Raw genomic sequence first — 10,437 nt, forward strand, 5'->3', positions numbered from 1 at the left:
TCAGGCGCTCCGCACCAGCTCACGCTCGCGGGCGTGCAGTCCCGCGGCGATCGAGTCGACGATCTCTGCCGAGCGCACGGCGATGTTCGACAGCAGCGAGGAGGTGAGCCCGTGCGTGTCCTCGGTGCCGCCCTGCAGGTAGAGGCCTCCCGCCGTCGGTCGCGTCGTCCGCAACCGGTAGTCGCGCATCACCCGCGCATCGCCCGGCCCCTGGGGTGCGTAGAGGTCGCCGAGAATCGCGTCCAGCGGCATGGAGGTGAAGCCGGTCGCGTACACGACGGCATCCGCCGCGACCTGCTCGACCGCACCGGTGAGGCGGTTCTCGATCAGCACGGAGACCCCGTCGGCCCGCTCACGCGCCTCGGCGATCGCGCTGCCGCCGTGCACGAACAGGCGCCGGGCGCCGACGACGCGCTCCGCGTACTCGATCTCGTAGAGCCGCTCGATGAGCGAGAGGTCGACGGCCGAATAGTTGGTGCCACGGTGGTAGGACAGCAGGCGGGCCTTCATCTCGGCGCTGCTGCCGTAGTAGTCGTCGACGGCCTCCGCGTCGAAGATGCGGTTGGCGTAGGGGCTGTCGTCGGCGGGGGTGTAGCCGTACTTGCCGAAGACGGCGTGCACGCGTGCGCCGGGGTACTGCTCGTGGAGGTAGTGGGACACCTCGGCGGCGCTCTGCCCGGCCCCGACGACCACGAATGCGTCGTGCGTCGTCTCGGGCAACGCGGCGAGGCTGCTGAGCAGCGCGTGGTTGTGGAACTGGCGTGCGCTGGCCCTCACCCCCTCGGGGAGGCGCGCGGTCAGTCCGCCCGCCAGGACGACGTTGCGGGCACGGACCGATCCGGCGTGGGCGCCCTCGAGCACGACCTCGAAGTGGTCGGGGTGGTCGATGATCCTCGTCCCGCGCGTGTCGTAGAGCACCTCGGCGTCGACCCGGTCGGCCGCCCACTCGAGGTACTGGTGGAACTCGATCCGGGTCGGGAAGAACGTCTGGCGGTTGATGAAGTGGGGCAGTCGTCCGCTGTCGTGCAGGAAGGAGAGGAAGCTGTAGTCGCTCGCCGCGTTGCGCTGGGTCACGAGGTCTTTGAGGAACGAGATCTGCATCGTCGCCCCGGGCAGGAGCATGTCGGGGTGCCACGCGAAGCGGGGCTTCGACTCGACGAATGTCGACGTGATCGGCGAATTGCCCGGGATGGCGTTGCGTTCCCGCAGCGCGATGGCGAGTCCGAGGTTCGACGGGCCGAACCCGATGCCGACGATGTCGACGACCCCGTCCTGCGTGCTGGTATTGCGCGGTTTCTCTGCCGAAACGCGGGCGTGCGTCATCCGTCACTCCTGTTCGTCACCGCCCTCGCGAGTCCGCGGGGGCGTTGTGCTAGCTTAGGCAAGCCTTACATAAGTAAGGGCAGGCTAACTGATCTACAGGCCAGCCGAAACCATCGAGGAGGGAAACGCATGCGGGTTGCGATGTTCGGGTACCAGACATGGGGACACCGCACGCTGGACGCCCTGCTCGGATCGACGCATGACATCGTCGGCGTCGTCACGCACCCTGCTAGCGATCACGCCTACGAGAAGATCTGGGACGACTCCGTCGAGCAGCTCGCGCAGGAACACGGCATCCCCGTCCACCTCGCGCGACGCCCCGACGACGCGATGATCGCCCGGCTCACCGAGTGGCGTCCGGACATCATCGTCGCCAACAACTGGCGCACCTGGCTCCCTCCCGAGGTGTATGACCGCCCCCCGCACGGCACTCTCAACCTGCACGACTCGCTCCTGCCCGCGTTCACCGGCTTCTCGCCCGTGCCCTGGGCCCTCATCAGCGGGGCGGAGCAGGTCGGCATCACGGCCCACCGTATGGACGGCGGGCTCGACACCGGCGACATCGCCGTGCAGCGTGCCGTTCCCATCGGTCCACGCTCGACCGGCACCGAGCTCGTGCGGGCGACGATCGACCTCATTCCCGAGGTGCTGCTCGACGCTCTGCAACAGATCGAGACGGGCACGGTCGAGTGGCGCCCACAGGACCTCGACCAGCGCGTCTTCTTCCACCGCCGCACCGAGCTCGACAGCCTCATCGACTGGACATGGCCCGCCGAAGACATCGACCGGCTCGTGCGGGCCATGTCGGACCCGTACCCGAGCGCACACACGTACTGCCGCGGCGAGCGCCTCGAGATCCTCGAGGCGCACGTCTCGACGTTCCGCTACGGCGGCACACCGGGGCGCATCTTCATCAGGGAAGGCGACGGCATGGCCGTCGTCGCCGGCGGCGACGCCTACCGGGGCGACCGGCGCGCGCTCGTGATCGACCGCGTCCGCACGCCCGACGGGGTCGAGCACACGGCGAACGCCTACTTCCCGACCGGCGGCGGTTACCTGAGCCGCGAGCCGTGACCGCACGCGCGATCCGCTCGGGCAAGGACGTCATCCGGCGGACGATCGCCCGCAACCGCTCGGCGATCCTGACCGGCACGGTGCTGCTGTGCGTGCATCAGCTCGCCGAGACCTCGGTGGCGGTCGTGATCGGTGTCCTCATCGACGCCGGCATCGCTCCGGGACGCGTTCCCGGGATCATCACCGCCATCACCGCCCTCGCGGGGGTGTTCCTCGTGCTCACGGTGTCGTACCGGGCGGGCATGCGCGTCCTCAACATCGCCCTCCAGAAGGAGGCGCACCTGTTGCGCCTGGAGGTGTCCGAGAAGGCGCTCTCGCCGCGCGGCCTGCGCACCGATGTGACCCCCGGCGAGCTCGTCACCGTGTCGGGCAGCGACGCCGACCAGACCGCCTGGTTCCTCGACCTCCTCCCCCGCATGATCGCGGCGGCCGCTGCCGTGGTCGCGACCGCGATCGCGCTCCTCGCCGTCGACGCCGCGCTCGGCGTGGTCGCCCTCGTCGCCATGCCCGTGTTCTTCGCGCTGGCTCACGCAGCCGGACCGCGCATCACGGCGAGAGCCGTGCAGCAGCAGTCACGCGTGGCCGCGGCGACCGCTCTCGCCGGCGACCTCATCTCGGGCCTGCGGTCGATCGCCGGTATCGGGGCACAGGATGCCGCTGCCCGGCGATACCGTGCCGCGAGCCGCGTCGCCCTCTCGGCCGCGATGTCGACCAACCGGTGGATCGCGGTGCAACGCGGCGTCACGGCGGCGCTGAGCGGCGTCGCGGCCGCCGTGATCGCCTCGGTCGCCGGATGGTACGCCCTCACCGGACACATCACGACCGGCGAATTGGTCACCGTCGTGGGGCTCGCGCAGTTCCTCATCGACCCCCTCACCACGCTGTCGGGTCTGCCTGCCACGGCAGCCAAAGCCCGGGGATCCGCCGAGCGGGTGGCCACCGTCCTCGCGGCGCAGCCGCTCCTCCCGGCGGTCGCACCGTCATCGCCCTCCACCGCGACCCCGGGGCTGCGTCTGCGCGGCGTGCACCACGGGTCGCTCGACGGCGTCGATCTCACGGCGCGGTCGGCCGAGATCACGGCGGTCTTCGCCCACGACACCGCGGACGGCGATGCCGTGGCATCCCTCCTCGCGGGGCGGGTCGCGCCCGAGTCGTATCGCGGCAGCATCGAGGTCTGCGGACTCGGGCCCGGCGAGACCGAGGCGTGGCTGGTCGCCGAACCCCACGAGGCGCACCTGTTCAGCGGCAGCATCCGCGCCAACGTCGTCGCGAGCAGCGACACCGTCGACTCCGTCCGCCTGACGCGCGCCCTGCAGTCCTCCGGGGCCGATGACGTCGTCGCCCTCTTCGAGCACGGACTCGACCACCACCTGGTCGACCGGGGCCACAACCTCTCCGGCGGCCAGCGCCAACGCCTTGCACTGGCGCGCGCCCTGTATGCCGATGCCCCCGTGCTCGTGCTGCACGAGCCCACGACGGCTGTCGATTCGGTGACCGAGCAGCAGATCGCGGTCGGCATCGCCGCGCTCCGCGGTCGCTCCGACGCGTCGACGGTCGTGATCACCGGCTCGCCCGCGCTGCTCGCGGTGGCCGACCGGGTCGCGGTTCTCCGGCACGGCCGGGTGATCGCCGAGGGCACGCACCGCGAGCTGCTCGAGAGCGACCCGCTCTACGCCGAGGCGGTGGCGAGATGACGACGCCGCGCCCGGTCTCCCTGCCGATCGCCCGCTATCGCGCCTCCCTGCGGTGGCTCGCCCGCACGACGCTGCGGCATCCGCTCCTCCTCGTCGCGGCCCTCGGAACGGGCGTGCTCGCTGCCGCCACCGCGCTGGTGCCGGTCTACGCCATGGGCTGGCTCGTCGACGCCGCCGTCGCCGACAGAGCGACATCCGACATCGTCGTCCTGGTCGTCGTGCTGGTGACGGCCGCCATCGTCGCTGGTGCACTCTCGGGGCTCAGCACGTACGTCATCGTGCGGCTCGGCGAGACCGCCGTGGCGGTCTTGCGCGAAGACGTCGTCGCGGGCGTGCTCGACCTGCCGTCGGGGGTCGCCGAACGCGGCGGGCGCGGCGACGTGCTCTCGCGCGTCGGCGACGACATCGCCCGGATCACCCGCGCCAGCGGCGAGGTCGTTCCGGCTGTGCTGTCCGCGGGCCTGCTGGTGGCCGTGTCGCTGGGCTCGCTGTTCGGCGTCGATCCGGTCCTCGGGGTCGCCGGGCTGCTCACCCTCCCCCTCTACGGCGCCGCACTGCTGTGGTACCTCCCCCGTAGCGCTCACCTCTACGCGGAGGAGCGCGTCGCGGCCGGAGAGCGCACCGAGGCTCTCGCATCGAGCCTGCACGGCCGCGAGACGGTGCGTGCGTACCGGATGGAGGAGGCACGACTCGACGAGATCCGCACCGCGTCCGACCGTATGCGAGCTCTGTCGGTCTCGGTCTTCCGCCTGCTGCTGGGGCTCGTCGGTCGCGTGAATCTCGCGGAGTTCTGCGGCTTGGCCGTGCTGTTCGTCGTCGGATTCGTTCGGTACACCGACGGCGACGTCACGATCGGCGCGGTGACGACCGCGATCCTGCTCTTCCACCGCCTGTTCACTCCGCTCGGCACGGTGCTGTTCCTCTTCGACGAGATGCAGTCCGCCGGCGCGGCGATGAACCGCCTTGTCGGGGTCGTCGCGACGCCCTCCGTCCGAGTCCCCTCGCGGTCGACCCCGTCCGACGGCGCTCTGCGGGTCGACGACGTCCGTTTCGCCTACGGACCGGGCGACGACGTGCTGCACGGGGTGTCGTTCAGCGTTCCCGCCGGAACCCGGCTCGCACTCGTGGGCGCCTCGGGGGCCGGCAAGACCACGGCGGCGCTCATCGCGGCGGGCGCTCTCACTCCCGATTCCGGCAGCGTCCGGCTGGGCGGGGCGGCCCTATCCGACATCGGTACCGACGCGATGCGGTCACGCGTCGCGGTCCTCAGCCAAGACGTCCACGTGGTGGCCGGCCCCGTGATCGACGATCTCCGGCTGGCCGACGAGAACGCGGACGAGGACACCGTCTGGCGTGCCCTCCAGACCGTCGGTGCCGACGCCTGGGTGCGGGCCCTGCCCGAAGGCGTGCACACCGAGGTCGGCGCGCACCGTCACCGGCTCACCGCCGCACAGCAGCAGCAGATCGCCCTCGCGCGTCTCGTGCTGAAGGACCCCGACGTCGCGATCCTCGACGAGGCGACCGCCGAAGCCGGCAGTGCGGGGGCCGCCGCACTCGAACGCGCCGCCCTCGCGGCGACCGCGGGACGCACGACGCTCATCGTCGCGCACCGACTCGCCCAGGCGGCATCCGCCGACGCCATCGCCGTCATGGAGGCGGGGCAGATCGTCGAGTTCGGCTCGCACGACGACCTCCTCGCCCGGGGCGGCGCGTACGCGGGGCAATGGGGCGCCTGGCGGGGGGATGCCGGGCCCGCGAGCACCCCTTCCGCACCCCGATGAAGAACCTCGACCCTCCACCGACACCACGCACACAGCAAAGGCGGTACCCATGAAAATCCGACCCAAGGTCACGGCTCGCGCGCTCGCGGTCCTCGGACTCGGCGCACTCGTGCTCTCGCAGGCGGCCTGCGCCTCCCCCACCGAACCCGGTGCCGCCACCACCGCGTCGGCGGCGGGCGGGTTCGACTACACCGACGCGCGCGGCGACACCGTCACGCTCGACACCGTCCCGCACAACATCGTCATGAGCGAACAGGCCGCGGCCGCGCTCATCCCCTACGGCATCCGTCCCGTCGGGATCTGGGGGTCGAGCACCCCCGACACGAGTGGTGTCCTCGCGGGGCTCGACGTGTCGGGCATCGAGTCTCTCGGCGTCTCGTACGGTGACGTCGACGTCGACAAGCTCGCGTCCCTCGAGCCCGACCTCGTCATCACGGGCTGGTACGCGGGCGGATACCTGGGCGGGCTGGGCGCCGAAGACGCAGAGGTGTCGAAGCAGATCGAGCAGGTCGCCCCCCTGATCACGGTCTCGGCGCAGAAGAGCGCCTCGGCGTCGCTCGACGACTGGCGAGGCCTCGCGCAGACGCTCGGCGCCGACGTCGACTCGGGCACGATCGCCGAGGAGAAGTCGACGTACGACGACGCCGTCTCGCAGCTGAAGAGCGCCCTGGCCGCGCGCCCGGGCACCACCGCCTACGCCGTCGCTCCCTCGACGCAGTTCTACGTCGCGATCCCGGGTGAGTTCGCCGAGCTGATCGATTACGCCGAGTGGGGCCTCGACGTGCGCGAGTCCCCGGTCGCCCGTGACAGCACCTCGGGCTCGTTCAGCCCCGTGAGCTGGGAGAACGCCGGCGACTACACCTCCGACCTGCTCCTCTACGACACGCGGGCGTGGACGACGCCGCTGGCACAGGTCGAGCACGATCACCCCACGGTGGCGACGCTGAACGCCGTCGCGCGCGGGCACGTGGTCGACTGGACCACCGATGCGACGTTCAACTACGCGAGCTACACGAAGCAGATCGCACTGCTGACGGATGCCGTGAAGGCCCTGCCCGCGAGCGAGTGACGTCCGAGCGAATGACACGCAATCGAGGAGTGCGATGACCCTGACCGATCTGGTGCCCGCGGCCCCGGATCGGCCGGGTCCCGCTCCCGGTCCGCCGAGGACAGCCCCGCGGGCGGCGGCACGTCTGGTCGACGTGCTGCTGCCCGCGGTGCCCGCCGCGATGACGCTCACGCTGATCCTCGCGATCCCCGACGAGCGCGGCGCCTGGCAGAGCGACCGGATCGTCGTCGCCGTCGTGGGTCTCGTGCTCGTCGTCGCCCTGGTCGGCGTGAACGTCTCGCGTGGCCGACGCGGCCAGAGCATCGGCATGACGGCGCTCGGGCTCGTTCGCGTCCCCGGGCTCGGCGTGCGGTCGGTGGCGGCGCTCCGCCGAGCCCGGATCGACGTCGATGCGCTCATCGTCCGACCCCGTCGAACCGCCGGGGTCATCGTGGTGCTCGCGGTGGTCGTCGTCGGAGTTGCGATGATCGCGATCGCCGTCGGGGCACGGAACGTGACGCTCCCCGAGGTCGCCCATGCCTTCGTCGGGGGTTCCCCCACCTACAACGACATCGTGATTCGCGAGCGGGCGCCTCGCGCGATCGTCGCGATCGCCGCGGGTCTGGCACTCGGCGCCGCGGGCGCCGTCGTGCAAGCGCAGACGCGAAACCCGCTGGCCGACCCCGACCTCATGGGGATCACGCGCGGCGCGACGCTCGCGACCGTGCTCGCGATCGCGCTGGGCGGTCTGACCACTCCCGCCGAGTACACGGCGTACGCGCTGCTGGGGGCGCTGGCCGTGACGGCTCTCGTGATCGTGCTGGCCGAGACGATGGGCGAGTCGATCATCGCGCTGCCCCTCGTCGGAGCCGCGGTCTCGTCGGTGCTCGGCAGCGCGACGGCCATCCTGCTGCTGCTCGATCAGACCGTCCAGCAGTCGTTCCGACGCTGGATGATCGGAGGCCTGTCCGACGGGCCGTTGTCGACGTACGCCGTGCCCCTCGTCGCGATCGGCGGGGGCCTCGCGCTCGCCCTGATGTGTGCGCCGTCGCTGAACGCGCTGAGCTTCGGTGCCGAGATGGCGACGTCGCTGGGTACGGACGTGCGCCGCGCCCGCATCGCCGGGCTGCTCGCCGTCGGGCTGCTGGCGGGTGCGGCGACGGCGGCCTGCGGCCCCCTCGCCTTTCTCGGGCTCATTGCGCCGCACACCGCTCGCCTCCTGGTCGGCACGGACCACAGGACGCTGCTCCCCGCGTCGGCGCTGATCGGTGCTGTCGCTCTGCTGTTCGCCGACGTCGTCGGACGCAGCGTCGCCCGCCCGGCCGAGATCCCGGCCGGGATCGTCTTCCTGCTCGTCGGTGCTCCCCTGTTCGTCGCGCTTGCGCGCCGGAGATCGGGGGCGCGATGAGCACGCGCGTCCCCGTCGTGCGGCTGGGCGGTCTCTCCCTCCCGGTGCGCACCCGGCCCCTCGTCACGTTCGTGGCGCTGTCGGTCGTCGCCGCGCTCCTGTTGTGCCTGTCGATCAGCGCCGGAAGCACGTGGGTGAATCCCACGACCGTCGTCGAGACACTCGGCGGGGGCGGAGGGCAGGCCGTCCGTTACCAGGTGCTCGGACTACGCCTGCCCCGCACGGTCATCGGAGCGCTCGCGGGCGCCGCCCTGGCCCTCGCCGGAGCGTTCATGCAATCGGTCGCCCGCAATCCCCTCTCGAGCCCCGACGTCCTCGGCATCACCAGCGGCGCCAGCGTCGGCGCCGCCGCCGTCTTCGTGCTCGGATGGCGTGTCTTCGGTGCCCCCCTGACGCTCTCACTCCCCCTCGCCGCACTGATCGGCGGCTCGATCGCGGCGGCCGTGGTGTTCTCGTTCTCACGGGGAGCGGCCGGGGGGATGCGACTGATCCTCGTCGGCGTCGGAATCAACGCCGCCCTGCTGGGCGTGCTGCACGCGATGCTCATCGCGGGCGGCACCTACGACGTGCTCCAGGTGCAGGTGTGGCTCACCGGCGACCTGTCGTCCGACGCCGCGCGCATCGCCCCGCTCGCCGCGGTGCTCGTCGTCGCCGCCCTCATCGCCGTGGCCACCTCCCGGTCGGTCGCCGCGATGCACCTCGGCGACGACGTCGCGCACGGGCTCGGCGTCGCCGTCGGACGCACCCGCGTCGTGCTGCTGACCGGGTCGGTGCTCTCCTCCTCGGCCGCCGTCGGCGCGGCCGGACCGCTCGGCTTCGTCGCCCTGTCGGCGCCGCAGATCGCACGGTTCCTGACGAGCGAGTCCCGCGCTCCGCTGGGGTGCACGGCCGCGTGCGGTACGATCCTGGTGCTCGCGGCCGACCTCGCCGCCCGAACACTGTTTTCGAGCGCCGTGTCGGTGGGACTGCTCACCGCGCTCGTGGGCGGCCCGATCCTGATCTCCCTGATGCTGCGACGGCTGAGGAGCTGGGCATGACCGACCCCGCGGCACACGCGCTGACGACCTCCGGCCTCCGGGTCGGCTACGGCGGCCGCGAGATCCTGAACGGTGTCGACCTCGCGCTCCGAGCGGGCGCGGTCACCGCGATCATCGGGCCGAACGGCAGCGGAAAATCGACGCTGCTCCGCACGCTCTGCCGGCTCCTGGCCCCTGACGAGGGTTCCGTTGCGGTGCGAGGTCGAGCGCTCTCCACGCTGCGCACCCGCGATCTCGCGAGAGAGCTGTCGTTCCTCCCCCAGGCCCCCACGGCTCCCGAGGGGATGACGGTGCGCGAGCTCGTCGCCCGCGGGCGCCACCCGCACCAGTCACTGCTGCGCCAGTGGAGCAGGCTCGACGCCACAGCGGTCGAGGCGGCCCTGCAGCTCACCGGGCTCACCGAGCTGGCCGATCGCGATGTGCAGACCCTCTCAGGCGGGCAACGGCAGCGGGCGTGGATCGCCCTGAGTCTTGCTCAAGACACCGGCATCCTGCTTCTCGACGAACCGACGACCTACCTCGACATCGCCCACTCCGTGGAAGTGCTCGACCTCGTCGACCATCTGTGCGTCGACCTCGGCCGGACGGTCGTGATGGTCATCCACGATCTCAACCTCGCCGCACGCTATGCCGACGACCTCGTGGTCGTGCACGAGGGCGGCATCGCCGCGCAAGGCCCGCCCGACGCCGTCATCACCGCGCGTCTCCTCGAGACCGTCTTCGGCCTGACGGCCCGGGTCGTCGCCGATCCGGCGTCGGGCCGCCCCCTCGTCGTCCCGGTCGGACGCCGACGGGTCCACCGATCTGACCACCCCCACCCAGAAGAGACAGGAGACACCCATGTCGCATAACCCCTTCGACGACGAGTCCAGCCGCTTCCTCGTGCTGATCAACGACGAGGAGCAGCATTCGCTGTGGCCCGTCTTCGCCCCCGTGCCGGAGGGCTGGAGCATCGCCTACGGCGGCCCCGCCGGCGCCGAGCGCGCGGAATGCCTGGCGTTCGTGGAGACGAACTGGACCGACCTGCGACCCCTGAGCCTTCGCGAGGCGCAGGGCACGGCGGCGCCCTGAG

The 10,437-nt window shown here is 71.6% G+C and carries 9 protein-coding genes; 8 read left to right on the forward strand and 1 reads right to left on the reverse strand.

The window, feature by feature from the left end:
* Positions 1 to 1,323 (reverse strand): lysine N(6)-hydroxylase/L-ornithine N(5)-oxygenase family protein, encoded by a 1,323-nt coding sequence (locus NE358_RS15755; RefSeq protein WP_289940000.1) that lies wholly within the window; start codon positions 1,321 to 1,323, stop codon positions 1 to 3.
* Positions 1,324 to 1,452: 129 nt separating this feature from the next.
* Here NE358_RS15755 and NE358_RS15760 point away from each other — a divergent pair, with 129 nt between their 5' ends.
* Genes NE358_RS15760 through NE358_RS15795 form a run of 8 tightly spaced genes read left to right on the forward strand, consistent with a single transcriptional unit; the run spans position 1,453 to position 10,436 of the window.
* Complete coding sequence (locus tag NE358_RS15760; RefSeq protein ID WP_103207928.1) at positions 1,453 to 2,397, forward strand: methionyl-tRNA formyltransferase; 945 nt, start codon at positions 1,453 to 1,455, stop codon at positions 2,395 to 2,397.
* The gene (locus NE358_RS15765; RefSeq protein WP_499318061.1) at positions 2,394 to 4,091 is read left to right on the forward strand and encodes an ABC transporter ATP-binding protein; all 1,698 of its coding nucleotides are present in this window, start codon (positions 2,394 to 2,396) and stop codon (positions 4,089 to 4,091) included. Before NE358_RS15760 ends, NE358_RS15765 begins: the two co-directional genes overlap by 4 nt.
* Positions 4,088 to 5,872 carry an ABC transporter ATP-binding protein gene (locus NE358_RS15770; protein ID WP_289940006.1) on the forward strand — a complete coding sequence of 595 codons (1,785 nt, stop codon included), beginning with the start codon at positions 4,088 to 4,090 and terminating at the stop codon, positions 5,870 to 5,872. The genes NE358_RS15765 and NE358_RS15770 overlap by 4 nt, the downstream gene beginning before the upstream one ends.
* A gap of 49 nt (positions 5,873 to 5,921) precedes the next feature.
* Complete coding sequence (locus NE358_RS15775) at positions 5,922 to 6,941, forward strand: ABC transporter substrate-binding protein (protein WP_289940008.1); 1,020 nt, start codon at positions 5,922 to 5,924, stop codon at positions 6,939 to 6,941.
* Between the two features lie 34 nt (positions 6,942 to 6,975).
* Complete coding sequence (locus tag NE358_RS15780; RefSeq protein ID WP_289940011.1) at positions 6,976 to 8,328, forward strand: FecCD family ABC transporter permease; 1,353 nt, start codon at positions 6,976 to 6,978, stop codon at positions 8,326 to 8,328.
* Positions 8,325 to 9,365 carry a FecCD family ABC transporter permease gene (locus NE358_RS15785; protein ID WP_103207915.1) on the forward strand — a complete coding sequence of 347 codons (1,041 nt, stop codon included), beginning with the start codon at positions 8,325 to 8,327 and terminating at the stop codon, positions 9,363 to 9,365. Before NE358_RS15780 ends, NE358_RS15785 begins: the two co-directional genes overlap by 4 nt.
* Entirely contained in the window at positions 9,362 to 10,216 is an 855-nt protein-coding gene (locus tag NE358_RS15790; RefSeq protein WP_289940014.1) for an ABC transporter ATP-binding protein, read from the forward strand. The genes NE358_RS15785 and NE358_RS15790 overlap by 4 nt, the downstream gene beginning before the upstream one ends.
* A complete protein-coding gene (locus tag NE358_RS15795) occupies positions 10,206 to 10,436 on the forward strand; it encodes an MbtH family protein (RefSeq protein WP_141378060.1) in 231 nt (76 codons plus the stop codon). Before NE358_RS15790 ends, NE358_RS15795 begins: the two co-directional genes overlap by 11 nt.
* Position 10,437: the final 1 nt, after the last annotated feature.

Source organism: Sphingomonas sp. G5 (assembly GCF_052660795.1).